The 26,929-nt window shown below is 56.2% G+C and carries 26 protein-coding genes; 8 read left to right on the top strand and 18 right to left on the bottom strand.

Features of this window, described 5'->3' with window-relative positions; translation table 11 throughout:
- Window positions 1–31: 31 nt before the first annotated feature.
- Together RWV98_RS04930 and RWV98_RS04925 are read right to left on the bottom strand one after the other, a co-directional pair.
- Window positions 32–820: a hypothetical protein gene (locus tag RWV98_RS04930; RefSeq protein ID WP_317864174.1), complete on the bottom strand. Its 789-nt coding sequence runs from the start codon at window positions 818–820 to the stop codon at window positions 32–34.
- Window positions 813–1,370: an RNA polymerase sigma factor gene (locus tag RWV98_RS04925; protein WP_317864172.1), complete on the bottom strand. Its 558-nt coding sequence runs from the start codon at window positions 1,368–1,370 to the stop codon at window positions 813–815. The genes RWV98_RS04930 and RWV98_RS04925 overlap by 8 nt, the downstream gene beginning before the upstream one ends.
- Window positions 1,371–1,558: 188 nt before the next feature.
- On the opposite strand from RWV98_RS04925, the gene glgB reads away from it, so the two are divergent.
- From glgB to RWV98_RS04890, 7 genes are all read left to right on the top strand, one after another.
- Window positions 1,559–3,322: a 1,4-alpha-glucan branching protein GlgB gene (glgB, locus tag RWV98_RS04920; protein ID WP_317864171.1), complete on the top strand. Its 1,764-nt coding sequence runs from the start codon at window positions 1,559–1,561 to the stop codon at window positions 3,320–3,322.
- Between the two features lie 11 nt (window positions 3,323–3,333).
- Entirely contained in the window at window positions 3,334–4,224 is an 891-nt protein-coding gene (locus RWV98_RS04915; RefSeq protein WP_317864170.1) for a hypothetical protein, read from the top strand.
- 309 nt (window positions 4,225–4,533) lie between these two features.
- Window positions 4,534–5,247 carry a LytR/AlgR family response regulator transcription factor gene (locus RWV98_RS04910; RefSeq protein ID WP_317864168.1) on the top strand — a complete coding sequence of 238 codons (714 nt, stop codon included), beginning with the start codon at window positions 4,534–4,536 and terminating at the stop codon, window positions 5,245–5,247.
- Window positions 5,193–6,539, top strand: a complete 1,347-nt coding sequence (locus RWV98_RS04905; protein ID WP_317864166.1) for a sensor histidine kinase — start codon at window positions 5,193–5,195, stop codon at window positions 6,537–6,539. The genes RWV98_RS04910 and RWV98_RS04905 overlap by 55 nt, the downstream gene beginning before the upstream one ends.
- Before the next feature lie 505 nt (window positions 6,540–7,044).
- On the top strand, window positions 7,045–7,626 hold the full coding sequence (locus tag RWV98_RS04900) for an accessory gene regulator B family protein (protein ID WP_317864165.1): 582 nt from the start codon (window positions 7,045–7,047) through the stop codon (window positions 7,624–7,626).
- Window positions 7,623–7,754 (top strand): cyclic lactone autoinducer peptide, encoded by a 132-nt coding sequence (locus RWV98_RS04895; RefSeq protein ID WP_317864164.1) that lies wholly within the window; start codon window positions 7,623–7,625, stop codon window positions 7,752–7,754. The genes RWV98_RS04900 and RWV98_RS04895 overlap by 4 nt, the downstream gene beginning before the upstream one ends.
- 527 nt (window positions 7,755–8,281) lie before the next feature.
- On the top strand, window positions 8,282–8,911 hold the full coding sequence (locus tag RWV98_RS04890; RefSeq protein ID WP_317864163.1) for a hypothetical protein: 630 nt from the start codon (window positions 8,282–8,284) through the stop codon (window positions 8,909–8,911).
- A gap of 509 nt (window positions 8,912–9,420) precedes the next feature.
- Here the strand turns inward: RWV98_RS04890 and RWV98_RS04885 are convergent.
- From RWV98_RS04885 to RWV98_RS04810, 16 genes are all read right to left on the bottom strand, one after another.
- The gene (locus RWV98_RS04885; RefSeq protein WP_317864161.1) at window positions 9,421–9,942 is read right to left on the bottom strand and encodes a hypothetical protein; all 522 of its coding nucleotides are present in this window, start codon (window positions 9,940–9,942) and stop codon (window positions 9,421–9,423) included.
- On the bottom strand, window positions 9,943–11,193 hold the full coding sequence (gene purD / locus RWV98_RS04880) for a phosphoribosylamine--glycine ligase (protein WP_317865689.1): 1,251 nt from the start codon (window positions 11,191–11,193) through the stop codon (window positions 9,943–9,945).
- Between the two features lie 509 nt (window positions 11,194–11,702).
- On the bottom strand, window positions 11,703–12,221 hold the full coding sequence (locus RWV98_RS04875; RefSeq protein ID WP_317864159.1) for a hypothetical protein: 519 nt from the start codon (window positions 12,219–12,221) through the stop codon (window positions 11,703–11,705).
- Window positions 12,222–12,238: 17 nt separating this feature from the next.
- Window positions 12,239–12,778 carry a hypothetical protein gene (locus tag RWV98_RS04870; protein WP_317864157.1) on the bottom strand — a complete coding sequence of 180 codons (540 nt, stop codon included), beginning with the start codon at window positions 12,776–12,778 and terminating at the stop codon, window positions 12,239–12,241.
- A 38-nt stretch (window positions 12,779–12,816) separates the two neighbouring features.
- The gene (locus tag RWV98_RS04865) at window positions 12,817–13,992 is read right to left on the bottom strand and encodes a phosphoribosylaminoimidazolecarboxamide formyltransferase (protein ID WP_280960887.1); all 1,176 of its coding nucleotides are present in this window, start codon (window positions 13,990–13,992) and stop codon (window positions 12,817–12,819) included.
- Between the two features lie 42 nt (window positions 13,993–14,034).
- Complete coding sequence (locus RWV98_RS04860; protein WP_317864155.1) at window positions 14,035–14,397, bottom strand: four helix bundle protein; 363 nt, start codon at window positions 14,395–14,397, stop codon at window positions 14,035–14,037.
- Between the two features lie 29 nt (window positions 14,398–14,426).
- Entirely contained in the window at window positions 14,427–15,140 is a 714-nt protein-coding gene (locus RWV98_RS04855) for an IMP cyclohydrolase (protein WP_317864153.1), read from the bottom strand.
- Between the two features lie 13 nt (window positions 15,141–15,153).
- The gene (gene purN, locus RWV98_RS04850; RefSeq protein WP_280960885.1) at window positions 15,154–15,774 is read right to left on the bottom strand and encodes a phosphoribosylglycinamide formyltransferase; all 621 of its coding nucleotides are present in this window, start codon (window positions 15,772–15,774) and stop codon (window positions 15,154–15,156) included.
- Between the two features lie 123 nt (window positions 15,775–15,897).
- Window positions 15,898–16,938: a phosphoribosylformylglycinamidine cyclo-ligase gene (purM, locus tag RWV98_RS04845; RefSeq protein WP_280960884.1), complete on the bottom strand. Its 1,041-nt coding sequence runs from the start codon at window positions 16,936–16,938 to the stop codon at window positions 15,898–15,900.
- A gap of 58 nt (window positions 16,939–16,996) precedes the next feature.
- Complete coding sequence (locus RWV98_RS04840; RefSeq protein WP_280960883.1) at window positions 16,997–18,418, bottom strand: amidophosphoribosyltransferase; 1,422 nt, start codon at window positions 18,416–18,418, stop codon at window positions 16,997–16,999.
- A gap of 36 nt (window positions 18,419–18,454) precedes the next feature.
- Window positions 18,455–19,918, bottom strand: coding sequence for an amidophosphoribosyltransferase (gene purF / locus RWV98_RS04835; protein WP_317864150.1), 1,464 nt, complete (start codon window positions 19,916–19,918; stop codon window positions 18,455–18,457).
- An 8-nt stretch (window positions 19,919–19,926) separates the two neighbouring features.
- Window positions 19,927–20,637 carry a phosphoribosylaminoimidazolesuccinocarboxamide synthase gene (purC, locus tag RWV98_RS04830; RefSeq protein WP_280960881.1) on the bottom strand — a complete coding sequence of 237 codons (711 nt, stop codon included), beginning with the start codon at window positions 20,635–20,637 and terminating at the stop codon, window positions 19,927–19,929.
- A gap of 64 nt (window positions 20,638–20,701) precedes the next feature.
- Entirely contained in the window at window positions 20,702–21,190 is a 489-nt protein-coding gene (purE, locus tag RWV98_RS04825) for a 5-(carboxyamino)imidazole ribonucleotide mutase (RefSeq protein WP_280960880.1), read from the bottom strand.
- 310 nt (window positions 21,191–21,500) lie between these two features.
- A complete protein-coding gene (locus RWV98_RS04820; RefSeq protein WP_317864148.1) occupies window positions 21,501–22,673 on the bottom strand; it encodes a glycosyltransferase in 1,173 nt (390 codons plus the stop codon).
- Window positions 22,674–22,690: 17 nt separating this feature from the next.
- Window positions 22,691–24,745 carry a polysaccharide pyruvyl transferase CsaB gene (gene csaB / locus RWV98_RS04815; RefSeq protein WP_317864146.1) on the bottom strand — a complete coding sequence of 685 codons (2,055 nt, stop codon included), beginning with the start codon at window positions 24,743–24,745 and terminating at the stop codon, window positions 22,691–22,693.
- A complete protein-coding gene (locus tag RWV98_RS04810) occupies window positions 24,733–24,948 on the bottom strand; it encodes a hypothetical protein (RefSeq protein ID WP_317864144.1) in 216 nt (71 codons plus the stop codon). Before RWV98_RS04810 ends, csaB begins: the two co-directional genes overlap by 13 nt.
- Window positions 24,949–25,119: 171 nt before the next feature.
- Between RWV98_RS04810 and RWV98_RS04805 the strand changes: the two genes are divergently transcribed.
- Window positions 25,120–26,691: a hypothetical protein gene (locus RWV98_RS04805; protein ID WP_317864142.1), complete on the top strand. Its 1,572-nt coding sequence runs from the start codon at window positions 25,120–25,122 to the stop codon at window positions 26,689–26,691.
- The last annotated feature ends 238 nt before the right edge of the window (window positions 26,692–26,929 follow it).

Below are 26,929 nucleotides of genomic sequence, written 5' to 3'. Positions count from 1 at the left end.
AAATTACAGGGCTTTTTCGCTGCCTTTTGTTTTACTTCGCCGTGATCAAGTCTTCCGCCATCTGGAAAAAGTCGTCCGCCGTCAGATCGCTCTCGTCAAAGGTTGCGATGCTGTACGTCAGGCCGTTTTCCACCCAGTGGACACGATAATAATTTAGCTCTTCGCGCGTCTCGGTGCCGTAGGCGATGTTGATCTCGCCCGCGTCCATTTTCGCCTGCTCTTCCGCGGTCGGCTTTTCAGATTCGTCGCCCGGCAGGAAAATCTGCGGGATTGCGCGGTAACCCACGGTCACGTCGCCGATCTGGCGGGTCTCGTCAAACGGATCGTCATATATGCCGTCCGGCTGGACCGGCTCGACGGAAACATCGAGGCTAACGTCCTTATCATTTTTATAACGCAGCGTCAGCAGCGGGAAAGATTCAACCTTATTGCCCGATTCGTCAACTTTATCGATCGAGTCGCGATTGCCCTGTACAAAGGTAAACTCGCTTAAAAAGCTGTCCACGACCTTCAGATCGGGCGAAATGGCTTCCGCTTCCGACGCGGTCTTGTCAAAATCAGTCCAGCCGTTGGCAATATAGCTGTGGGTTGACCAACTGACCACCTTGCCGCCCGCAAACGCGCCGCCAACGGCCACGGCCAGCACCGCGCAAAGCGCGATCGCGTTTCTTTTCCAAGTTTTCATCCTGCTTTTGGGCAGGGGCGCGCCGCTTCTGATCGCAAAATCGACGCGGGTCTTTAGCTTATCGGGCGCTTTCAGCCCGTCTCCGCAAGCATGCAGGGTCTCGCTTACCGCTCGGTTCAAATTCATTTCATCCATGGTTGACAGCCTCCTTGGCCTCTTCCGTATTGTCTGTCAGCGCCTGCCGCAGATGGCGGCGGGCGGAAAATAAACGGGATTTGACCGTACCCTCGATCACGCCGGTCGCCTCGGCGATCTCGTGAACAGAAAGTTCATTGTAGTAATAGAGGATCACTGCCGTGCGACGTTTTTCATCCAGCGTGTAAAGCGCGTTGTATAAGCGCTTCTGCTCATCGGTACGCAATACGGCGCTAAGCGCGCTTTCTTCCTGCCCCGTTCCTATCAATTCGGCTTCCGGGGTCTCGCGGCGCTTTTTTCGGCAGTATTTCCACGCGAGCCGGGTAAGCGTCTTGAGCAGCCACGGGCGGAATTTCGATCCGTCCCGCAGCGATGAGATGGACTGCGCGCAGGTAACGAACGCTTCCTGCGTTAAATCCTCACCATCCGAACAGTTTCCGGTGACAAGGCAGGCGACGCGATACGCATCATCTTTATAGCGGGTGTACAATTCGTCGAACGCCTGCATGTCGCCTTGCTTCCAGCGGCGGACAAGTTCTTCGTCGGTCATGTGCTCCCTCCTTCCATGTATTTGGTGCACCTGTATATAAGAGCACCGAAGGGTGCATTTGGTTCAAAAATTTTTTACGATATAGCGCCAAAACTTAATCTACATATTATGGGTGGTTTGTTCCTTGTGTTTGTCCGCGCCTTCCCTTATACTATAACTAAGAATAGTAAAGGAGGGAACCCCCTCTCATGGATAAACAGGCTTTTTTTGATGGTAAAATCTTCGACGCCTACCGCTGGTTCGGCGCTCACGTTAGCGACCAGTCGGTCATTTTTCGTACTTTTGCGCCAAATTCCACTAAAATAACCGTAACTGGCGCATTTAACGACTGGCAAGAGGACGCGATGATCCCGGACGGCAGAAGCGGTTTTTGGGAGCTGAAAAGCGCCGAGGCCAAGCCGGGCCAGCTCTACAAGTACCGCGTTTACGCTGGGGACGGCACGGTACAGGACCACTGCGACCCCTACGGTTTCGCCATGGAGCTTCGCCCCGGCTGCTGCTCCATCGTGACCGACCTTTCGGAATATACCTTTACCGACGACGCATGGATGGCCGCGCGCACCGCGAGCCATGACGGCCCCGTGAACATTTACGAAATGCACCCCGGCTCCTGGAAACGAAACCCCAAGGATGAAAACGGCTGGTACACCTACGACGAGCTGGCGGATTTCCTGATCCCCTACCTGCGCGAGCACGGCTTCACCCACGTGGAGTTCCTGCCCCTATCCGAGCATCCGTTTGACGGCTCGTGGGGTTATCAAAACACCGGCTTTTTCGCGCCGACTTCGCGCTACGGCACCCCGGCGCAGCTGAAAATGCTGATCGACAAGCTGCATCACGCCGAGATCGGCGCAATCATGGACTTTGTGCCCGTCCATTTCGCGGTGGACGGCTACGGCCTTGCCCGGTATGACGGCACGACATTGTACGAATACCCCCACCCCGCCGTGGGCGAAAGCGAATGGGGCAGCTACAACTTTATCCATTCCCGCCGCGAGGTGCGCTGCTTTTTGCAATCCGCCGCCGATTATTGGCTGACCGAGTTCCATTTTGACGGCCTGCGCATGGACGCGGTATCCCGCCTGATCTACTGGCAGGGCGACCCCGCGCGCGGCGTGAACGGCGATACGCTACAGTTTTTGCGCAATATGAACGAAGGATTGAAGCAGCGCCACCCCACCGCCCTTCTAATCGCCGAGGATTCGACCGCCTATCCGGGCATTACTAAGCCCATTCAGGAGGGCGGCCTTGGGTTTGACTACAAATGGGACCTCGGTTGGATGCACGACACGCTGGAATATATGCAAACCCCGCCGGAAGAGCGGCCGCGTGACCGCGGCAAGCTGCTGTTTTCCATGGAATACTTCCCGAATGAGCGGTATTTGCTTCCCCTTTCGCACGACGAGGTGGTGCACGGCAAGGCCGCTATCGTGCAGAAGATGTATGGCAGCGATTTAGAGGACAAATACGCCGAAGCCCGCGCCTTTTACCTTTATATGTTTGCCCACCCCGGCAAAAAGCTGAATTTTATGGGCGGCGAATTGGGCCTGCGCACGGAATGGAACGAAGCCGCCGAACTGGATTGGTCGTATGAGCACGGCCCGTTCCACACATTTTTCGCGGCGCTGTGCCAAGTGTACCGCGCGCACCCCGCGCTGCACGCGGACTACCGCGCGGATAACTTTGTCTGGCTGCCTCAGGACGAGCAAACGGAAAGCGTTTTTGCCTTTACCCGAAGTGTAGACGGCGAACGCCTGCTTGCTGTTCTGAACTTTTCGGACGAGCCTTGCGACTTCCCGATCGACGCACCGGCCACCCTGCTGCTGCACACGGATTGGACGGCTTTCGGCGGCGCATCAAAAGAGAACGATCGTTCATTTTCGGCAGATGAGGACAAATTATTCTTGCATTTGCCAAAATTCAGCGGCGTACTGCTGCAATATGTGAAATGAGAAGTGATGGGATGATTGTATCCGAATACGACGCGTTTGGCCCTTGGATATACGAGATCAGCGAGGAACACCCGCTGCCCGCCTTGTTCGCGCCCCATTATCCCCAGTCGCCCGAACCCATTATGAGCTTTAAAATTCCCCGGGATATCGAGCGCCGACGGGCCACGCCGGACATGGAGCTGTACGACTATGTGATCGCCGCGTACGAACACCATATCCTTATTTTAAAGCGCGAGGGCAAGGCGGTCTCCTCCACTACGGTTGCTTATGAGGCGATCGAAGGGATACGGCTGTTCCGAAAATTTCTGCTCGGCCTGTGCACGCTTTACTTGAGCGGCCGCGCGCTTACCGTTACGTTCAACACCACCTCGATGCAGCTCATGCAGCGTTTTGTGCGGCTGATCCGCTCGAATTATCAGGCGCGGGAGCAGGCGCGCGCCAAATCGAAGGTGCGCGTCGGCCCGGCGTTTGAGCAAGAAATACCGGACGCGCTGTTTATCAACCTGCAAAACGACCTGCGCGACGCGGGCGAGTGCTTTCAAACCGGCGCGTTTCAGCCCGCGGCGCATCTTTTGCCACGGCAGCCCAGCTTGACGCAGCGGCTGTTTCGGCTGCTCAAGCCCCAGCTTTTGCCGAGCGCGCTGCACCTGTTCAATGACGACGAATTGCTGCTCATTGTACAGGAAAACGCGGAAAAGGACGCGCAGGAAAGCGAATATGGATATGATTTTACCTATATTCCCCTGCACAAGCTGCAAAGCGTTTATTTAGAGGACGATAAGCGATACCAAGATGTTACCACTTGCACGCTAAAGTTGGAAAACAATCGATTGCCTTTTTCCTTTTCCACCGGCAACCAGCAGGCGGCATTGTTTTACCAAAACCTGCGTGATTCTGTTTGATCAAAGCCAGAGGCTGTAAAAAAAGTCCGCCTTAGAAGGGCGAAACCATTGCAAAAGAAAAAGAGTGCCTAGCTTTGTCATTCTGAGGAGTGAAGCGACGAAGAACCTCGCGCGAACGCGCGCTTCTTACGTCAATTCCGCGCGTTCGCGCGAGATTCTTCACTTCGTTCAGAATGACAGTTAGGCATTCTTTTATTTCGCAATAGTTTTTTGACAGCCTCTTTTCTTTTTCTAAAATACATTTCCATGATTTTATTGTATTATTTTGGCGAATGATATATAATTTTGGTATTGAAGAGAGGAGCGTCTATGCGTATTCTACTTTGCGACGATAACGAAGCCTTCTTATACCACTTTGGCCGGGCAATTATGACTGAATTTGCACAACGGGAGATAACGGTAGACCTGCGGCGCTGCGATGGCGGGGCGCGGCTGCTCGAGGAGATCGACCGAAGTCCGGCGGATGTGGTCTTTCTGGATATCGATATGCCGGAAGCGAATGGGTTCACCATCGCGGCGCAATTATCAGGCCGCCCCCAAAAGCCGCTGTTGATCTTTACGACCAGCATGGAGGATTTGGTTTTTGATTCATTCCAGTTCCAGCCCTTCTGGTTTCTGCGGAAAAACCATTTGGAGGAGCTGCCCGTGGTGATCGATAAGCTGCTCGCCGCCTTACGGCAGGGACAACAGGAATATTCTGTTGTTGTCAACGATGTCACACGGCGTTTTCTGCTGGATGATATTCTGTATTTTGAAAGCAAGGGGCACTATATTCTTCTGCATACGGCGGGAGATACCCACCGGTTCCGGGCCAAGCTGGACGACATCGTGGCGCAGCTTAACAGCCCGGACTTTATCCGCTGCCATAACAGTTACTATATCAACTGCCGCTATATGAAAACGCTGGATAAACAAAATGTAACGCTGCGCGCAAAAAAAGAAATCATTATCCCCGTCAGCCGCAGCCGGTGGCAGGATACCCAAGACGCCTTTTTCCGCAGCAAAGGGAGCCTGAAACAATGAGATTTACTTTTGAAACAGCGATCAACGCGCTGGAAGCCTTTTTAATCCTAGATTTTCTCGCGCGGTATTTTGGCTTCCGGGTGGAGGGCGCGAAACGGTGGTGGGGCTGCGGTTTGTTTTGGTTGATTTCCACGGTAGCAGTCACTTGTTTCTCTGCTATGGCAGCATTTCAGATCACTTCCAGCTTAGTGCAGATTGTAATCAACCTTATTTTCTGTCAGGTTCTTTTAAAGGGTAACGTTTGGATACAGGCAGTTTTGTCCGCTTTTACCATGATTGGCATTATGGCGATCGCAGGTTTTACTGCGTTTTTGTTTGGCAGTATATTCGATGCCGATATTGTAGATATTTTTACTCAATTCGATACCATACGTATTATTTCTGTATTGCTCACAAAACTGTTGTTTTTTCAGATCACGCGTCTGGTGCTGCGTTTCAAAAAGCATAGCCGTGTTGAAAGGCAAGATGTTTTCCCACTGGTTGTCTTTCCTGTCCTGTCCATAGTTACAATCGGTCTAATCACCTCTACCGCCATGCAAGCGCCGGAGACACAATCTAAGATTTTTATCGCCGTCTGTCTGCTGATCGTACTAAACCTATTAACATATTGGCTGTTCATCAGTCTTGCGCGCAGCAGCCAGCTCAAAAGCGATTATCAGCTGCTGGCGCTCAAGCATGCCAGCGACCGGCAAAACGCGGCGGATATTCAAAACCTGTATGAGGAGGTGCGTTCCATTCGGCACGATATGAGTAATCATCTGCTTTGCTTATCCCATATGCTGGAGCCGGCGGACTGTAAACAAGCCGATGTCAGGCAATATATCCAAAACCTTCTGCGCCAGCAGGAGGATTTAAACCGCACCTTCGTTTTTTCCGGGAACGACGCTTTGGACGCTATTTTAAACGTCAAGCAATCCGCCGCTTTTCATGCCGGTATCTCGTTCAGCCCCGTCATTACCGAAACGCTGCGTTTTATGGCGGCGGAGGATATCTGCGTTCTTTTCGGAAACCTGCTGGATAACGCGATCGAAGCGGCCAGCAGAGCGCCGGTCAAGGAGATCACCCTTACCATCGGGAAATCGGACGAGTACGCTATGATAACGCTCCGCAACAGCATTACCCGCTCCGTCCTTGGCGATAACCCAACGCTTGACACCACAAAAACAATAAAGGAAGGACACGGCTACGGCGTAAAAAACATCAACAAAATCGTGCAAAAATATAGCGGCCACCTTCGTTTTTATGAAGAAAACGACCGCTTTGTCACTGAAATTTTACTTTCCCGGTCATAGGAGGCTCGCCCCGCTCGCAAAAAATGCGCAGTAGTGGCCGCCGGGCGACGCACCCAATGCCATTAAGATAAACGTAACGCATACAAATTACATGTGAATCACCGAGGTAGTAGGGCGCGACGCCCTCGGCGCGCCGAGAGCGAAGCACCGGAATATGCGGGAGTACCAAACAGGCTGGGTACAGCCGAGCGAAGTAACATTGTTTCCCAGTAAGTTTTACGTCCCTTCGAGATGGCGCGCCGAGGGCGTCGCGCCCTACTACCTCGGTGATTCCTATGTTTTTTTGTATGCGTTATCTTTACTTACTGGCATCGCTGACTCACCCGGCCACAAATTTGGTTTCCTTCGCATTGTAATTCCAACTGTATTTTATTTCATATTCTTTCATAATTTATGATACTCATTACCAATTTTGCCTGTATTCATACAAAACTTGCCTAACCCCTTGCAAACTTCGACAAAAGCAGTTATTTTACAGATAGACTTTTTCACGGAGGGTTCCTGAATGAGTATATCTGCTAGAATAACTGCTTTTTTTATAGCCCGATCTATTATACCTTCGGCCGACCGCGAAATATACGAATATGGGTTTGAATTGCTGATTGCCGACCTGATCAACTTTTCCGCTATCCTGCTGATCGGCGGCCTTGCGGGCCAGCTTTGGTATAGCGTGCTGTACCTATTTATTTTCGTCGGCCTGCGCAGCTTTTGCGGCGGCTACCATGCAAAAACGCATTTGCACTGCCACATCTGCACCATTGGCGCGTATCTGTTATTCATGCTATGTAATATGTGGCTATCCCCCGACAACGCGATTCTTCTGCTTGGCGAAAACCTATTGGCATCCGTGCCGGTCGTGCTCTTCGCCCCCATCCCTCACGCAAACAAACCGCTTACCGATGCGGTGCGAAAGAAGAACCGGCGATTCTCCATTGTGCTGTATTATAGCCTGACGCTTCTTGCATTCGTCCTCTGTCTGTACCACCGGCAAGAAGGCGCGACAATTTCCTTGACGCTCTGGATCGTGTCTTTGTGCATGATTTCGGCGATATATATCCACTCACGAAAAGGGAGGAAAACATCATGAAAAAAATGATCTATCAGCTCTGTACCAAACTCGCCGCCTGCGCGTTCCTTGCGGCTGTGGTATCCGTTGGCACGGCATCGCATGGTGGGATGTATGAGCCGGAGGTTCCACAAAAATTGAATAAATGAGTTTTATATCAGATTTAAAGCCAAGGGGACAGTTCGAAACCACTGAAAAAGTCCAGATTTCTGAGAAAGAGAAAAACCATTTTTTTCGACTTCTTTAATACGATTTGTTATTCTTTGTTTTTTTGTAAAATATTTTATTATATCCTGCATTGTTTATGCTGTTCCATCAAACAAAGGGTTTTCAGTGGTTTCGGACAGTTCTTCTATCCACTCGTTTCACTTGCTCTCCAAGTAATTTTTCACGCCATTTCAGGCATGTTTCCCGACAAAAACATTTCCAAATCAATCATTTTGAGTTATAGTTAAAAGTTATTATATCTGGCACAGATATAAGACAAAGCGGTGGCTCTATTGTTCTTCCCAACATCAATACCAATAAGACGGAATCGCCACCCCTTATCTTCTATTTAAGAAAGGATTTGATGCCTATGATGGTATCACATCAATAATCTCATTTTTAAGGAGTAAAAATTCCGAAAAAGTCGAGTATTTTCTATGGTATCCATGACGAAAAGGAGGACTTCATTATGAAAAAAACGTTGAGAAAATTGGTATCCATTTTGTTGTGTTTTTCTATGGGCGTAATCTCGATGCCATTCGCATTTGCTGCAAATGAAAACATTGACCCGTATGCAGAATTGAAGGCTTCAATTTATCGGCAGTTGGAAGAGCAGGACGCATTAGAGCACTATGATCTACACGTTGCAGCACTTATTCCCAAGGAACAATCCACATTTGCCTCAAACTCTCAGCGGTGGTATGCACCCAACGGCGGAGTTCTTACATATCAATACGACTTTAAATATCAGCTTGACGACGGTTATGTAAAAAATGCTATTACCTTTTGTAATAAAGAAGAAACAAACAAATTGTTGGCTGGAAATTTTGGCACTATAAGAGCTGTTATAATAGGAGTCTTGGGTTTTGTTCCGGAATATGTTTTTTCAAAACTTTTAGCGGCTGCTGGTCTTGCCAGCGCATATCAGGACTATTATGCACGAAAAAGCGTTGAGGAAGCAGGCGGATATGCACGTTGCTCTGTTATTTACGATTCAATTTCCGGTGGAACTTCTACTGTAATATCCGGTTGGGATACCCGCCCATATGCGGAACTAGACTATAGCAGCGCTTATGATGTCAGGTTTGAACCTGCATAAGAAAGACATGAAGAAAAATCTTCGAACTTGTTATGTGATAGCATCACTGTCGTTGTTTTCATTGCTTATGGGCATTTTGAGCATGTTTGGGCATAACGAAATTCCTGAACACATTATCTTGTTCGCAATTCCACTCTTTATTGCGCTATTCTATTTTGAATTTATGCTGAATGATAAATTTAAGTTGAGAATAAGCTCTAAAAAGTGTTATTATATAAGACGTGTGTTCATTTGTATGGTAATTTTTCTTTTTGCATTTCTTAGATATCACAAAAGTGAGCTTCACCCTGAACATGCTATTATGCTACTTTTAATTGGGTATTCGCTTTTAGTTTTATCAGATTCTATTGATGCTATAAGAAGATTAAAACACTAAAAGACGTGCACAGGGGGACGGTTCTTTTGTGTCCCCCCTATTGCTTATCGCACACATCACTTTTTCATTTCTATATCTATGCAAAACGCTCCTCTTTTCAGAGGAGCGTTTTGCATTCTTCTATTATCCCGCTTTACAGCTTGGGGAACAGTTCCTGATCGATCACGGAATCCAGCGGCATGCCGGAGAACGATACCGCGGCTAGGCCGTCGATAAAACGAGTAACGGCGGCGAGCAAAACGGAAATATTATCCGCCACAAAGGTGATGATCTTTTCCAGCTCCAGCGAGCCGTCCAGCAGGGTGTTATGCTTCAGGTAGATTTGCCCCGCTCCTTCAAAATAGCCAAACGAGCCAAGCGCGCAGAAATCGTTGCAGTAGGCGCAGGCTTTGCGGGTCTGCGCCGCGTTTGTTTCCGGCGCGTTCTGGAACAGGGTAACGAAAAACTGCAAAAGGCCCATGTCCTCTTCCGGCAGCTGCATGGGGATAAAGCAGCACTCTATCACCACATCCTTGGCTACCTTGCCCTGCCGCATGGCTTCGCAGCGCAGCAGCGTGGGCGCGTTCTCGCTCTGCATGACCTCGGCGCGGAAGCCGTTCTGGTTCAGCACATCGGCCATACAGGTCAAAATACGGTTCTGCTGTTCGGTTTTCATTTATTTCACTCCAATATCCGTGCGGTAATGTGCCTGATCAAAATGGATCTTTTCAACATCCGCATAGGCCTTGCGGATGGCTTCGTCCAGCGTATCCGCTACCGCGGTTACGCCCAGAACGCGGCCGCCGGCGGTAACAAGCTTACCGTCCTTCACCGCCGTGCCCGCGTGGAACACGATGGAATCCGTTACCTGATCCAGACCGGCGATTTCCTTGCCCTTTTCATAAGCGCCCGGATAGCCGCCGGAAGCCATGCAGACGCAGCACGCGGCGTTATCCGCCCACTTGATGTCGATCTGATCCAGCTTTTCATCGATCACGGCGTTAAAAATATCATAAAGGTCGCTGTCCAAGCGCGAGAGCACGGCCTGCGTTTCGGGATCGCCGAAGCGGGCGTTGTACTCGATCACCTTGGGGCCCTTCGGCGTGAGCATCAGGCCAAAGTACAGCACGCCCTTGAACGGGCGGCCCTCCTGCGCCATGGCGGCGACGGTGGGCTTAAAAATCGTTTCCATGCAGGTGGCCGCGATTTCGTCCGTATAGAAGCGTGAGGGCGAAAATGCGCCCATGCCGCCGGTGTTCGGCCCTTCGTCGTGGTCATAAGCGCGCTTGTGATCCTGCGCGGAGGGCATGGTTTTGAGCGTTTTGCCATCGACAAACGCCAGAACCGAAACCTCCGGCCCGGTGAGAAATTCCTCGATCACAACGCGCGCGCCAGCCGCGCCAAAGCTGCCGCCGTCAATCGCGTCCTTCACGGCTTCGATCGCTTCTTCCTCCGTCATGGCAACGGTAACGCCCTTGCCAAGCGCAAGGCCGTCCGCCTTGATGACGATCGGCGCGCCGTTTTTGCGGATATATTCGATCGCGTCCGCCGAATTTTCAAACACAGCGTAGCCCGCCGTGGGGATGTTGTATTTCTCCATCAGCTCCTTGGCAAAGGACTTGGAGCCTTCGATCACGGCCGCGTTTTTACGCGGGCCAAAAGCGCGGAACCCGGCGGCTTCCAGCGCGTCCACCATGCCGAGGGCAAGCGGATCGTCCGGCGCGACCATGACAAGATCGGGCTGGTTTGCTTTGGCAAAGGCGACCACGCCGTCGATATCGGTAGCCTTCAGGTCGACGCATTCCGCCTCTTCCGCAATGCCGCCGTTACCCGGCGCGCACCAAATATGATCCACCTTCGGGCTTTTCTTTAAGGTATGAACGATGGCGTGCTCCCGCCCGCCGCCGCCGATGACCAGAACCTTCATTTTCAGTCCTCCTTGTTGATGAAAGCGGCGGTATGCCGCGAGAATCCAAATAAGCGCCGCGAGCAGCAGCACGGACACGGCCGGTTCACAAGCGAGCTTGTAGCCATGCCACTGCACAAGCGCGGCCAAAACGCCCACCGCGCCGGGCAGCGCGCCGACCCAGCAGGTAAACCGCCAGCCGCCGCCGAGAAGCGCCGCCAACTGCGCGCACAGGCAAGTGAGCACCACCGCGTCCATCAGCAGGACGATCGGCGTTTCCCAGCCCCGATAGGCGCTTGCGGCGGGCACCATCCCAAGCAGCTTCAGCAAAACGGCAGCCGCGACCGCGCCGACCGCGAAACGCACCGTACGCTGGAGCTTCGGCCGGTATTCGGCCAAAAGCTGCGCGCCGTTGGCGACCCCCATAAAGCCCAGCAACTGCGCGAGCCAAGCAAACGAACCCGCCCACAGCGCGACGATCAGCATGGCGATACCCAGCGCGCACGGCAGAAACAACTGGCGAAGCTCCTTCATTGCTCCGCCTCGCTTCTCAGCGCCAGCTTTTGGGTGCGGAATACGTCGAATACCATGCCGATTAGGAATATGACGCCGCCGGCATTGGCGGCCAGCAGCAGGTTTTGAAAGACAAATATGTTGCCATCCGCCAGCCCGGTCAGCAGCACCGCGCCGCCAAGCGACTGCGCGGCTGCCAGCGCCAGCAGCACGTATTCCAAGGCGGGGCTAAGGCCGCACCGCTTCCGCTGCCCCGCCAGACCGAGGCAGACCAGCACATGCAGCACACCGCAAGCCAGCAAAAACGGCAGCGCCGCCACCGGCAAAGCGAGCTGCAAAAGGCGCAGCACGCTGCAAGCAAGGGCCGCGCCCGCGGCGCGGAAATACCACGGCGAAAACCGGCGCAGCGCAATGCCGCCGAGCGCGATCAGCCCATAGGCGACGATATAAACCGCCGCATGGCCGATTTGACCGCCCGCAAGGTTCAGCAGGTAGCCGCCCGCGATCGCTAAATAGGCGTAATACGTCCCGACCAAGCGGATACCTCCCCTCTTTAATCGGTCAGCAGATTTTTAGCGCGCCATAAATAGCGCACCATAAACACATAGGAAATCACAACGGCCAGCAGCCCGGCGACCTCGATCGCAAGCTGGGCCTGAAACAGCGCGGTAAAATGGCCCTGCGCCGCGGAAAGCTTATCCTGTCCCGCGAAATAGGGCAGACGGTCGGCGATGGACAGCGCACGGCCGATCAGCGTGAACAGCGACCAGCCGCGCCCGATGGTAAGCGTTGCGCGCGATACCTCGGCTATTTTTAGCCGCTGGTCGAACACGCGCTGTACCGGCAGATACAGCGCGATATAGATCACATTGGTCAGTATCACGCTGGCCGCCTGCGGCAGCAGCGAAAAAGGCAGCGCCAGACAGACGCCCGCCCCGCAAATTGCCGCCGCGAGCGACAGCCTACTGCCGAGCAGCACGGCCGCCCAGCCGCTCAGCACATAAAACAAAATGCCGATTAGCCACGCCGTATCCAAATTCGCCATCTCGGCAAGCAGCGACCCGCCGAGCTGCACGGCAAGCGCAATCAGCAACAGACTTGCCGCTTGCCGCGCTTTTGTACCCGCGGTTTTCAATGGTGGAACAACCGCATGCCCGTAAAGGCCATGGCGATGCCGTATTTATTGCAGGTGTCGATCACGTGGTCATCCCGGATAGAGCCGCCGGGCTGCACGATATAGGCCGCGCCGGACTTATGCGCGCGCTCCACATTGTCGCCAAAGGGGAAGAACGCGTCCGAACCGACGGTTACGCCGGTGTTGCCCTGTAACCAGACCTTCTTTTCTTCGAGCGTGAGCGGCTCGGGGCGGGTTTTGAACGTCTGCTGCCAAACGCCGTCGGCCAGCACGTCCTCGTATTCGTCGGAAAGGTAAACGTCGATCGCGTTGTCGCGGTCGGGGCGGCGAATGCCGTCCACAAAGTCAAGCGCGAGCACCTTGGGATGCTGACGCAGGAACCAGTTATCCGCCTTGTTGCCCGCCAGCCGCGTGCAGTGGATGCGGCTCTGCTGGCCCGCGCCCACGCCGATGGCCTGTCCGTTCTTGACGTAGCAGACCGAGTTGGACTGCGTGTATTTGAGCGTGATCAGCGCGACCAGCATATCAAGCTGCGCGCTTTCAGGCAGGTTTTTATTTTCGGTCACGATGTTTTGCAGCATATCCTTTGTGATCGCCAGATCGTTGTAGCCCTGCTCAAAGGTCACGCCGAAAATATCGCGCTGTTCGATCGGCTTGGGCACATAATTAGGATCGATCTTAACGACGTTATAGCCGCCCTTCCGCTTGGAACGCAGGATCTCTAGCGCTTCCTCGGTGTAACCGGGGGCGATGATGCCGTCCGAAACCTCGCCCTTCAAATAGTTTGCCGTGTCCGCGTCGCACACGTCGCTTAACGCGGCCCAATCGCCGTAGGAGCACAGGCGATCCGCGCCGCGCGCGCGGACATACGCGCACGCGATGGGCGAAAGCTCGTGATCGTCCTCGACAAAGTATATTTTCTTTTCAATATCCGAAAGCGCGGTACCGAGCGCCGCGCCCGCGGGCGAAACATGCTTGAAGGATGCCGCCGCGGGCAGGCCGGTAGCCTGTTTCAGCGCCTTCACCAGCTGCCACGCATTGAACGCATCGCAGAAATTGATATAACCCGGGCGGCCGTTCAGCACCTCGATCGGCAGCTCGCCCTCGCCCATAAAAATGCGCGCCGGCTTCTGGTTCGGGTTACAGCCGTACTTTAAGGATAAGTCCTTCATATTATCAATCCTTTCATCAAGTTAGGAGTTAGGAAGTAGGAATTAGGAGTTATTTTCGCGAAGGGTCTTTGTGGCAGCAGATAATATTTTGCGCAGTTCCTCACAATTTTCTTGCAATTCCTTGTACTGCGTTTGCGTAATATAGGCGCAATCTCTCAAAAGCTCGAGCCAATACAGAGTCTCCGCACACTCTTTCAGAGCGATATACAGCTTGTTTAAGAAATCCTTTCGGCTAACAGCGTATTGCGATTCCGCTATATTGGCTCCGATGCTTGTTCCGCTGCGTAATATTTGTTTAGACAAAACAAATTCTTTTCTTTCATCTGTCAAATATTGATACACACTAACGATGCTTTTAGCAAACGATAAACTCTTCTGATGCATCACGCCGTTTTTTCCGATCAACTCCTACCTCCTACCTCCTAATTCCTACCTTATTTCGCGTTTTTGTTCTTTATAACGGTTTCATACGTGCCGGTTTCTAGGTCGATGTAGCGGACGAAAAGGGCCACCTTGTTTTGCGCGTCCATGGAATCCCACATCAGGTCGGCCATTTCCCCGATCGGCCACTCGATGCGGATGCACTTGGGCTCGCCGCGGAAGGGCGGCAGCGGGTCGCCGTCGCACAGGTAGGTGTGGATAAAATGGCCCAGCCCGGGCACCGGCTTGTCATACTCATAGAAAAAGCGCTTGTTCGAGGTACGGTCGGACGTAAAGTTTTTCAGAATCGAAAGGCTGTACGAGCCATCCTCGTTGACCACGCCCGAAATACGCGAGGTGTAGTTCGGCGGATCGGGCTCGAACTGGCGGGTGCGCAGCGCGTCGATGTAGCTCTTGCCCGCGCGCAGGTACTCGCAGATGGTGTCGGTCTGGTCGCCGTTGGTGACGACGGTCTTGCCGCCGCACACGCGGACCGGATGGTAGATGATGAGCGAAGGATCGGTCATCTTGGAGGGATCGAACGCTTCGGTGCGGATGCCGTCCTCGGTCTCGACAAAGACACGGTTGCGGCTGTTCTCCGAACGGCCCATGATGAAATAAGCGATTACGTCCTTCTTATTATCCGGCGTGCGGCCAAGCACGATGCCGCGGCCCGGATAAGCGTTAGAGATCAGCTCGGTGCTGATATTGAACACATTCTTGCTCATGGAAAAACACTCCTTACACGTTTTTGGCTCTGTCTGTTACGCCAAGGCGCCCGGCGCAGAAATCGGAGACCGCCTGCGGCAGCAGCACCCATTCCGCCTGCTCCATCACGCGCCGCTGCAACGTTTCCGGCGTATCGCCCGGCTCCACTTCAACGGCTTTTTGGGATACGATCGCGCCGCCATCCACCACTTCGGATACGAAATGAACGGTAGCGCCGGTCACCTTCACCCCTTTGGCGAGCGCGGCTTCGTGCACGCGCAGGCCGTAAAACCCTTCCCCGCAAAACGAGGGGATGAGCGACGGATGGACATTCAAAATACGGTTTTCATACTGCCGGCAAAACGAAGGCGACAGCACGGTCATAAAGCCCGCCAGCACGATCAGGCCGATCCGCCGCTCTTGCAGCAGCCGGTCCAGCGCCTCGCCATAGTCCTCGGCCGAAGCAAAATCGCGGCGGCGCAGCACGGCGGTGGATACGCCCGCTTTTTCAGCGCGCTCCAGCGCATACGCCTTCGGGTTCGAGGAAACGACGAGCGTGATACGCCCGTTTTCGATCCCGCCCCGCGCTTCGGCGTCCAGAAGCGCCTGAAGATTCGTCCCGCCGCCGGAGACGAGCACTGCGATGTTTATCATAGATCTTTTATCCTTACCGGAGCGCCGCTGAACAAGGGGACGGTTCTTCTGTCCTTTCCGACAGGAAGAACCGTCCCCTTGTCCAACTCCCGCTTGGGATGGCTCCTTTTTTTCTAAATTGTTTTAAGCGAGCTCTACGCCCTTGTCCCCGGCGACGCACTCGCCAATGATGTACGCCTTTTCCCCGGCCGCCGAAATGGCGGCTACCGCGCGGTCGGCGTCCTCCGGCGCGACGGCCAGCACAAGGCCCGCGCCCATGTTGAAGGTATTGTACATATCGCGCTCCGGGATCTTTCCGGTCTTTTGGATCAGCTCGAACACGGGCGGCACGGGCATGGCCGCTTTTTCGATCTTGGCGCACAGGCCGTCGGACAGCATGCGCGGGATATTCTCGTAAAAGCCGCCGCCGGTGATATGGCTGATGGCCTTGACATCCACCGTGCCCATCAGCGAATGAATCGTTTTCACGTAGATCTTGGTGGGCGTGAGCAGCTCCTCGCCAAGGGTCTTTCCGAACTCGTCAATATAACGGCGAACCGCCTTTTCATTGATGCCGAGCGTTTTGCGCACGAGCGAATACCCGTTGGAGTGCACGCCCGAGGACGCCACGCCGATCAGCGCGTCGCCCGCCTTGAGGGCCGAGCCGTCGATCATCTTCTGCCGGTCGACCATGCCGACCGAGAAGCCCGCCATATCGTACTCGTCCTCCGGATAGAAGCCGGGCATTTCGGCGGTCTCGCCGCCGATCAGCGCGCAGCCCGCCTGACGGCAGCCCTCCGCGATGCCGGAAACCATGGCCGCGATCTTGTCCGGGTGGTTTTTGCCGACCGCGATGTAGTCTAGGAAGAAGAGCGGCTGCGCGCCGCAGCACGCAATATCGTTTACGCACATCGCGACACAGTCGATACCGACCGTATCGTGCTTATCCATTAAAAAGGCCAGCTTGAGCTTGGTGCCGACGCCATCGGTGCCGGAAACCAAAATCGGCTCGGCCATGCCCTTAAAATCGGGCTGGAACATACCGCCGAAGCCGCCGAGCGTTCCTAAAACGCCCTTTGTGAAGGTGCTTTCCACCATCGGTTTCATCAGCTTGACGGCTTCATAGCCGGCGACGACGTCTACGCCCGCCGCCTTGTAGCTTTCAGAACGGCTTTCATTATTCATGTTATTCTCTCACTTTCATAAATACAGGATGATGGGGATTCGGAACGCCAGCCGGCGTTTATCCCTTACCGTTCCAGCAGTATGTACATACCTTGTCACGGTCGATGCCGATCGCTTCGAGCAGGCCGTCGAGCGACTGATAGCCCAGCGAGTGGAAGCCGAACTTGTCGCAGATCGTTTTCAGCATGCACTGGCCGCGCTCGGTATCCGCATCGGCGTACTCTTCGAGATGCTTCTGGCCTTCGTCGCCCTCGATCTCCTGCACGGTGCGCCGCGCGAGCAGCTCCATATCCGAGTTGCTCGACGAGAAGTTCAGAAACTTGCAGGCATACATGATCGGCGGGCAGGCCGAGCGCATGTGCACTTCCTTCGCGCCCGACGCATACAGAAAATCGATCGTCTCGCGCAGCTGGGTGCCGCGCACGATAGAATCATCCACGAAGAGCAGCTTTTTGCCCTCGATCAGCTCTGGCACGGGGATCTGCTTCATCTTGGCGACCTGATTGCGGATCTTCTGGTTGGACGGCATGAATGAGCGCGGCCAAGTGGGCGTGTATTTGATGAACGGGCGCGCGAAGGGCGCGGTGCCCGCGTTGGCGTAGCCGATCGCGTGCGGCACGCCCGAATCGGGCACGCCCGCCACATAATCCAGCCCGGCGTCGAAGCCGTGCTCCCTGTCGTAACGCGCCATGATCTGGCCGTTGCGGTAACGCATCAGCTCGACGTTGACGCCCTCGTAATTCGAGTTCGGGTAGCCGTAATACGTCCAAAGGAAGGCGCAAATTTTCATTTCCTTGCCCGCGGCGGACAGCGTTTCAAATCCGTCCGCCGTGACCTTGACGATCTCGCGCGGGCCAAGCTCGTACGCGTCCTCATAGCCAAGCTTATGGTAGGCAAAGGACTCGAACGAAACGCAGTGGCCGTCCTCGCTCTTGCCGATCAGCACCGGCAGGCGGCCCAAACGGTCGCGCGCGGCGAGGATGCAGTCCTTCGTCAGCACCAGCAGGGTCATCGACCCGTCGATCATCTCCTGCGCGTGCCGGATGCCGGATACCAGATCATCCTTTTGGTTGATCAGCGCCGCGACAAGCTCGGTCTGGTTGACCTTGCCCGAGCCCATGGCCATGAACTGATGGCCATGGTCGGAAAAATAGCGGGTCACCAGATCCTCCGCGTTGTTGACAATGCCGACCGTGGTCAGCGCGTACAGCCCCAGATGCGAACGCACCAGAAGCGGCTGCGGATCGGTATCGCTGATGCAGCCAATGCCGCTGCACCCGGCAAATTCCTGTATATCCTTTTCAAACTTGGTGCGGAACGGGGTGTTTTCAATGTTGTGGATCTGGCGCTGAAAGCCGTTTTCCTCCCCGTATACGAGCATGCCGCCGCGGCGTGTGCCCAGATGGGAATGGTAATCCACACCGAAGAAAATATCCAGCACGCAATCCCGCTTCGAGATCGCGCCGAAGAATCCTCCCATAAGCTCTCCTTACATTTTATATTGTCAGTTTGCCGGTCACTTGGGATCCGGCAGTTCGCTTTCAAACATATTCTTTTCGGCCTGCTCCGGCACCGCCATCGGGTATTCGCCCGAAAAGCAAGCGTCGCAAAAGCCGAGCTTGCAGCCGACCGCGATCTTGCGCGCCGCCTCGATCGACAGAAAGCCGAGGCTGTCCACGCCGATGATCTCGCGCATTTCCTCCACCGTGCGGCCGTGCGCCAAAAGCTGGCTGCGCTCCGGGATATCCGTGCCGAAAAAGCAGGGGTGGCGGAACGGCGGCGCGGAGATACGCATGTGCACCTCGGCCGCGCCCGCGTCGCGCAGCAGCTTTACCAGCCGCGCGCAGGTCGTGCCGCGGACGATCGAATCGTCCACCATGATGACGCGCTTGCCTTCCACCGCGGTGCGCAGGGCGTTCAGCTTGAGACGCACGGAGCGCTCGCGTTTGTCCTGCCCGGGCTGGATGAAGGTGCGCGCGATATAGCGGTTTTTGATCAGGCCGACGCCGTACGGGATGCCCGAATACTTGGCGTAGCCGATCGCCGCCGGAATACCCGAATCCGGCACGCCGATCACGACGTCCGCGCCGACCGGGTGCTCGATCGAAAGATATTTGCCGGCTTCCTGCCGGGCCAGTTCGACGGACGCGCCGTCGATCACGGAATCAGGGCGCGCAAAATAGATATACTCAAACACACAGGCCGAGGTGGGACACTGCTTTTCGCTGTAAAGCGAACGCAGCACGCCGTTTTCGACCACGCAGATCTCGCCCGGCGCCACGTCGCGGATAAACGCCGCGCCGAGCGCGTCGAGCGCGCAGGTCTCGGAGGCAAAGACATAGCTTCCCTCCAACATGCCGATGCAAAGGGGCCGGAAGCCGCGCGGGTCCCGCGCGGCAATCAGCTTGCGCGGGGACATGACGACCAGACAGTAAGCCCCCTCGATCACGCTCATCGTGCGCTGCACGGCTTCTTCGATCGAGCCGCATTTCAGGCGCTCGCGCACAATCGTGTACACCAGCACCTCAGTATCGCTCGACGAACGGAAAATGCCGCCGTTCAGCTCGATCTCCCGCCGGAGCTGACCGGCGTTCACCAGATTGCCGTTGTGCGCAACGGCAAGGTTGCCCTTGACATGGGTGATGGAGATCGGCTGCGCGTTCTCGCGGCGGGTGTCCCCCGTCGTCGAGTAACGCACATGGCCGATCGCCATTTGGCCCGGCATGGAATCCAGCGTTTGCTGGCTGAACACCTTGCTGACGAGGCCGACGTCCTTATGGCAGCGGATGACGCCGTTTTTGTTCACCGCGATGCCGGCGGCCTCCTGACCGCGGTGCTGCAGGGCGAACAGGGCGACATACGCTTCATGCGCCGCCGAGATCTCCTGTCCGTCCGGTGCGGCGATGCCGAACACGCCGCACTCTTCATGCACCTTATCAAGGGGTAGGGTATGCTGTTTTTTGCTTATGCGATATTTCATGGATTCCTTTACTTGCCCATCAGGCGGTTCATGATTTCGTTATAGGCTTCTTCCACACCGCCGAGGTCGCGGCGGAAACGGTCCTTGTCCAGCTTTTCCTTGGTGGTCTTGTCCCACAGGCGGCAGGTGTCCGGGCTGATTTCGTCGGCCAGCACGATGGCGCCGTCCGCGGTCTTGCCGAACTCAAGCTTGAAGTCTACCAGAATGACGTTGAGCGTGTCGAAGTAGGCCTTCATCACTTCGTTTACCTTGAACGCCATCTCCTTGATCAGCTCCAGCTCTTCCTTGGTGGCGAGCTTCAGCGCCAGCGCGTGGTAATCGTTGATGAGCGGATCGCCCAGCGAATCGTCCTTGTAGGAGAACTCAACGGTCGGCTGGTCGAACACGATGCCCTCGTCCACGCCGTAGCGCTTGGCAAAGGAACCGGCGGAAATATTGCGGATGATGACCTCGAGCGGCACGATGGAGACCTTCTTGACCACGGTCTCGCGCTCGGACAGCTGCTCGACAAAGTGCGTCGGCACGCCCTGCTTCTCAAGGATCTGGAACATGTGGTTGCTCATCACGTTGTTGATCACGCCCTTGCCCGCGATGGTGCCCTTCTTTTCGCCGTTAAAAGCGGTCGCGTCGTCCTTGTAGTCTACGATGACAAGGTTTGCATCGTCGGTCGCGAATACCTTCTTGGCCTTGCCTTCGTAAAGCTGTTCTTTCTTTTCCATGGTGGGTTCCTCCATTTATGTTTCTTTATTTTTGATACATACGCAAAATAACGGGATACGCGGTTTAATACTGCGCCTTTACCGCTTCGTCCTTGGCCATGACTTCCTTCGCCATATCGGCCTTAAAGGAAACGAGCTTTTCCGCGAGCGCTTCGTCCGAAATGGCGAGCATCTGCGCGGCGAGGATCGCGGCGTTATCCGCCCCGTCGATCGCGACAGAAGCGACCGGAATGCCCTTGGGCATCTGTACGATGGAAAGCAGGCTGTCCATGCCGCCCATGACCGAGGTGCCCATCGGCACGCCGATGACCGGCAGCGTGGTGTAAGCGGCCAGCACGCCGCCCAGATGCGCGGCCTTGCCCGCGGCGGCAATGATCGCGCCAAAGCCGTTCTGCACCGCGTTTTTCGCCAGATCCTCCGCCACGGCGGGCGTACGGTGGGCCGAGCAAATGCGAACCTCCGCCGGGATACCGAACGATTTCAGGCGATCGATGCACTTTTCCATGACCTTGAGATCGCTGTCCGACCCCATGACGACGAGAACTTTTTTCATTTACGCTTCCTCCTCAAAAATAAATGAGGACACGGGTATACCCGTGTCCTAGCGTGCGCTTAAATGAGCTGCACCGATGCCCGAAAGCATGCAGCAATGCCCGGCGAAACAGCCCCAAAACTGCATATGGATAGACTGGGATGCCTTCTCCAAAAACACGCAGCCGGTCATGCCCAACACCTCTTTCGTTCTCTTTCAAACCATCGGTGACAATACGTTAATATTTTATCGAAAAAAAGCGTTTATTGCAAGCATTTTACGCGGTTTTTTCGCGTTTCGTGCAAATGACCAAAGAAACGTTCCGGGCGCGTCAGCTTTCGTGCAGAACGCCCTTTGCATACAGTGTTTCTTCAATTTGGCGCACGCGCTCAGTCCAGGAGCAGGCCTTGCCGTAAGCAAGGCGTTTTGCGGTCTTTTCCGGGTCGCGCTCCGCCGCCGCTTTCTCGCAGAGGCTAACGAAATCCGCTTCGCCGTCCGCGATATAGACGACGTCCGCGAAGTCCTCCACCTGCAATGGCTCCCTCGTGGAAACGACCGGCTTGCCGGTGGCGAGATACTCGTAAAATTTGAGCGGCGACACGTCCTTGGAAAGCGCGCCCGCGCGGAACACGTTCAGGCAAACGTCCATTTGCGCCAGATACTTTGGCAGCTCGGGCTGCGGCACCAAGCCGTGGAACACGATGTTCGGATACTGCTGCAAATGCGACAGATCGACGCCCGGCAGCGTGCGGCCGATCATAAAGATCGTCGCATCCGGCCTTTGCTTCGCCAGCGTTTCAATCAGCGCGTAATCGATGCACTCCTGTAACATGCCGACAAAGCCGTATACCGGATGCGCCAGCTTTTTCATTTCCTCCGGGCAGGGCAGGTCGTCCTTTTCGGTCTGCACGCGGGAAAATATCTCGTACGCCGCGCCGTTCGGGATTGTTTTCGTGGTCGGATTGATCTTTTCCAGCGTTTCCGTCAGGCCGACGGCGGTGGCGAACACCTGATCGGCGGGCGAAGCCAGATCGCGCTCCATCCGGTCGACCACGGCGGGCGTGATATGGCCCTGATAGGCCGAGTGCCGGTCGACGCAGTCATACACCAGACGGCTGTGCGGCACATGCGGCACGATATCGCACGAGGAGGGCGAGTAGCACCACAAAACCGTTTCCCCGCCAAAGCCGTGCGCGCGCATCTTTTCCCGCACGAACTTGGCCTGCCGCTTCTGATTGAGCCGGTTTACCCAACGGAACTTATTGAAAAACGGCAAAACGGGCGGCAGCGCGTATACCGTGATATTCTCCTGTACCTTTTCGCCCGCCTGCTTGTGCTTGGACAAGCGCTCGCGGCACTTTTTATCCTTCAGGGGCGCGATGACCGACACCGGCGGATCGAAATACAGGATTTCGCTGTTCCGCAAGCGGTTCATCACGTTCTGCTTGCGCGTCGGCAGCGGGTGATAATTGGTGGTGGACAGACAGACGATATGGTTTTTCATGGAGCTACAACATCCTTTTATTCAGATTGCACATTTTTCCCGCCGTCCCGGTCAATGCCGAGCAGCAGCGCCGCGCCGCGCGAATTTTCCTGCTCGCGTTCGCGCAGCAGGGCGGCGGAGGAACGCACCTGTCCAGAAAGCTCGCCGGATACGCATTCGTCAATCAGCGCGCAGAGCGCGTCCGCCCGCACCGAGGAAAGCTGCAGGCAGGTGCGGCTGCCGATATACTTTAAAAAGCCGTCCACCTTCACGTCGTAGCTCATGCCGACGACCGGCACGCCCTGCCCCGCCGAAAACATCAGCGCGTGCAGGCGGATGCCCGCGACCACCTTCATCCGCGCGAGGATGCCGATGGTCGTTTCGATCGGCAAACGGGTCCGCACGGCGTAAAACGGGCACTTTAACAGCGCGCCCACCCGGTCGGCGGGGATCAGGTCGCTCGGAAATTCAATGGGCACGAACACAGGGGTCAGCCCATGCTTCTCATAGGCGTAGTTCGCCGCGGCGGCGATCTCGGGCAGCGCGGCCTCCAGCCCCTTCCACGAACGCAGGCCAAAGCCGATATACTTGCCCTGCGGGTCGATGCCGGACTGCTCCAGCGCGATATTGACCACCTCGCGCGGCGCGGGATCGAGGATGATGGTCGGATCGGCCGAAACCAAAATGTTCGGCCGCGTCACGCCCATGGTATCCAGTTCCCTGCGCGAGTTTTCATCGCGCAGCGTGATGCGGTCCACATACGCGTCGATCGTCCGGGCCGCCATGCGCCGGTTGTGCGGGCGGTTGATCGGGCCGATGCCGCAGCCATACATCATCACCTTGCAGCCGTGCTTTTTCGCCGCGCGCAGCGTATAAAGGTAATACCACAGCGAACGGTTGGAGGTGACGTCCTGCATCAGGCTGCCGCCGCCGTTGATATACAGGGCGGCCCGCCGAAAGCGCGCCAGCACCTTGAACACATGAAACGTATAGATCGAGCTTGTCCGGTAGACAAGGCGCGTTTCGCGCGGCCTGCGCGACATGACGCAGATCGCCCGGTCGGGGTCGAGCTCGCGCATTTCCTGAACGATGGCCTTGAGGATCGCGTCGTCGCCCGCGTTGCCGCGTCCGTACGCGCCGCAGATGACGATGCCCTCGCGCGCGTCCTTCGGGCGGCGGAAGCGGTGCAGCACGTGGCGGTAGTTTTCCTCCTGCCGCTCGCACATACGCGCGCGCGAAAAATCGCGCGCCGCCTTTTCATACAGCGCGTCGGCAAAGCTTTGCCTTAGCGCCGGATCGTTTGCGAGCTTTGCCATATAGCGCGCCAGCTGCTCGTGATCGCCGACGCTGAAAATATAGCCGTTTTCGCCGGTGTCGATCAATTCCGGCATGCCGCCCACATCGGAGCAGATCGTCGCGCACCCGGCGCAAACGCCTTCCAAAATCGAATACGGAAAGGTTTCCGACACCGAGGAAAGCAGATTGATATCCATGGCGCGGAAAAACGGCTCCACCGGCGAGACCCAGCCGCAAAAGGTGACGCGCTCGGATACGCGCAGCTCCGCGCAAAGCTTTTTCAGCATGGGCAAATCCTCGCCGTCGCCCGCGATAAACAGGCGCAGCCGGGGCGCTTCTTTTAAGGCCTCGGCAAAGCCGCGCACGGTCGTGGCGATGTCCTTTACCGCGGTCAGGCGCGCGGCGATGCCGCAGGTCACGTCGCCCTCTTCGATCGAAGCGCCGAACGTTTCCTTTAAATATGCCGCGCGGTCGAACGGACCCTCCGGCTTTTGAAAATCCATGCCGTTGTAGATCTTCACAATGCGCTCCGGGTCAAAGCCGCGCTCGATCAGCGTGCGGGCCATCCGGTCGGCCACGGGCTGATAAAAATCCAAAAAGCGCAGGGCGACCGCGTTGGCCGCGCCGAAGGTATGCTGTTTGAGCGGATTGCCCAAATAATCAAGCTTATAATCCGAATGCACCGTGGTGATCACGGGCACCGAACGGCTGCGGCGCACCATCGCGCCCATCAGGTTGGCGCGGCCGCCGTGGCAGTGGATGATATCGGGCTGAAACTCGTCGATCAGCCCGCGCATCGCGCGCGCGCGGCGCGAAAGGGATTGTGCCGCTCGATCACGCGCACATCGATGCCGCGTTCAGCCGCCTCATCCGCGAACGGACCGGCGCGGAAGCTTAAGAGCATCACCGCGTTGCGCTCGGCAAGGCCGGTCACCATATTCATAATGTGGGTCTTGGCGCCGCCCACGTCGCCGCCGCCCATCACATGCATGACTCGCAAAAGCGTAAACCTCCATCGTTTTACATATGAATGCAGTATACCACACCCCGCGCGCGATTGCAAAGCCCGCGAAAATGACATATAATAGTGCCGTGCTTTAAAAGACCGCCGTCTCGCTTGCCTCAGCAGACCGGTATTTTCTCTGTTAGCTGTCAAAGAAGGTGTTTTCCTATGTTTTTCATCCGGCGCGCACGGCCGCTGCTTGCGCTGATATTGCTCACGCTCGCACTGCTTACCTGCGCCGCCTCGCGGCAAACCGCCGCGCGTCAGGCGGTGTCGTTGCGTTGCGGCGAAGCTTGCTATACCTTTACCTTTTCGCCCGGACTGCCCGGGCAGTCCGTCGGCGCGCCCCAAAGCAGCGCGCCCGATATCCGCCGGCTCCGCACGCGCACCGTATACACCTTGCCCGTTTACAGCGGCGCGGAAACGCCCGGCGGCACGGTCACGCTTACCCTTGACGAAAGCGGCGCCGGTACCGTATTTTATCTGGAGAGCGACGCGCCCGGCACAATCGACTGCCGCATCAGCGGCGGGCCGCGAAAGGCGACGCTTGTCCGGTACTGCCCCTACGGCGGCAGCGACACCGCGTTCGCGCCCGCGCCCGTGCGGCGGCGCGCGATTCGTTATGGCGCGAATACCGCGCTGTATTTATCGGGCGGCACCAACCTTTATCTTTCCCGTCTGGCGCTGCTGACCCCGCTCGGACAAACGGTATACGCGCGTGATACGCCGGAGAGCGGCGCAGTGCTTGCGCGCGGCGCGTGCGGCGCAACGGTATCCATCCCGCTGCACGCCGTGCCCGGCTCCATAGCGGCGGCCGCCGGCGCTGTGACCGATGGCGATCCGATCAACTGGGCGGACGAGCAAGCCCGCCAAAACGTATCGTTTCTCGATGCGGACAAGACCGATTACCGCTTGCTTTCCTCCGGCGTTTACCAGACCCTGCCCGACACCTACCTGCCCCAGCGAAAGGGCGGCGGGCCGCATGTGTACCGTTCGGCCGCGGCGTGGCTGCTTGGTCCCTGCTCTTATGAAAGCAACGGCCCGTTATTCTCAGCGCTTGGCCGCTCCATTCTATACAGTTATCTTGACGCGGCGGCAAATACGGGCTTCATTCCGACCGAGCCTGCCTCCATGTGGCTGCGCGACGACTACGGCATCGGTCCGAGCTTTTACGATACGCGATTCAACTTCGATACGATCAGCCGGCTGATGCGCGTGGGCGAGCTTTGGCGCGAGCCGCTGTGCGGCGAGACCGTGCAAAGCATGCTTGGGACCTACCTGCGTTTTGCGGACAGCGCAGCATTTACTGTTGACGGCATCCCCTTCACACCCGACTATGGCGACAGCGACCTGACGCGGCGCACGGGCGCGGCCTGCTCGCTAAACCATTATCTCACCGAGGGATTGACCCTGCTGCAGGCGGGCGAAGTCTATGAAAACCAAGCCTTTATCGCGCGCGGTCACGCCATCCTGCGCGCGATCGACCGTTCCGCTCCGCGATGGATACGGGAAAACGGCGACCTGTGGTACGCCATCCGTCCGGACGGACAGATGGAAAAGGATGATTATGTCACCGTCACCTATAACGATCTGATCTCCGCCGCCCGCTATTTGGACGAGACCGGCGTTTGGTCGCAGTACGCAGGCCTGCAAGCGCTGCTGCAAAGCAAGGAGCGCTATCTTGCGCAAAACGGTTTTGAACACGCGCTGCGCCGCCATCCCGCGTTTCGCATCGAATAATAAGGTCTCTCGCCGCAGCACGCATAGAATGGAAAATGGAGCGAAGCGACGTAAAATCCGTTTTTTCGGGGGCGTGTACCTCGAAAAAACACCTCGACCCGCGCCACCGGGCGCGTAACCCGGGGGTATCGGGACCGGTTTCTCCGGAACGGGTAGAGTATCTAGGGGGCACCCCGTGCCCCTAGACAGCGTGTCGACTTTGTCGACACGCTGAGGGACGTTGCCCGATCGGGCAACG

The organism is Agathobaculum sp. NTUH-O15-33 (genome assembly GCF_033193315.1).
GTDB classification, from domain to species: domain Bacteria; phylum Bacillota; class Clostridia; order Oscillospirales; family Butyricicoccaceae; genus Agathobaculum; species Agathobaculum faecihominis_A.
The sequence above is the reverse complement of the archived record's forward strand: the minus strand, read 5'-3'. Positions and strand labels throughout refer to the sequence as shown.